Below are 280 nucleotides of genomic sequence, written 5' to 3'. Positions count from 1 at the left end.
CGCAACAACAACGAACTTCACAATTAAAGTGGTAGACACAACAAAACCGATGGTTACATCTATCGAGAACCAAACCAAAGAGGTTAACACAGCGATCGATTCAATAACGATTGAAGCAACAGATAATAGTGGTCAAGCCGTAACCAACAAAGTAAGCGAACTACCAGAAGGTGTAAGTTTCGATAGTGCCACAAACACAATTAGTGGCACACCAACAAAAGTAGGAAATTACCCAATTACGGTAACAACAATAGATGCCGAGGGTAACGCAACAACAACG

Annotated in this window: 1 protein-coding gene; it reads left to right on the top strand. The window is 41.1% G+C overall.

Annotated elements, in window-relative coordinates; translation table 11 throughout:
- Positions 1-280: putative Ig domain-containing protein (locus tag HMPREF3264_RS12215; protein ID WP_176746852.1), on the top strand; the 280-nt coding region annotated here is incomplete at both ends.

Origin of the sequence: Staphylococcus sp. HMSC62A08 (genome assembly GCF_001839105.1) — a bacterium.
Lineage (GTDB): Bacteria > Bacillota > Bacilli > Staphylococcales > Staphylococcaceae > Staphylococcus > Staphylococcus caprae.
Note: the sequence above shows the minus strand (reverse complement) of the source record. Positions and strands in the feature narration are given on the sequence as shown.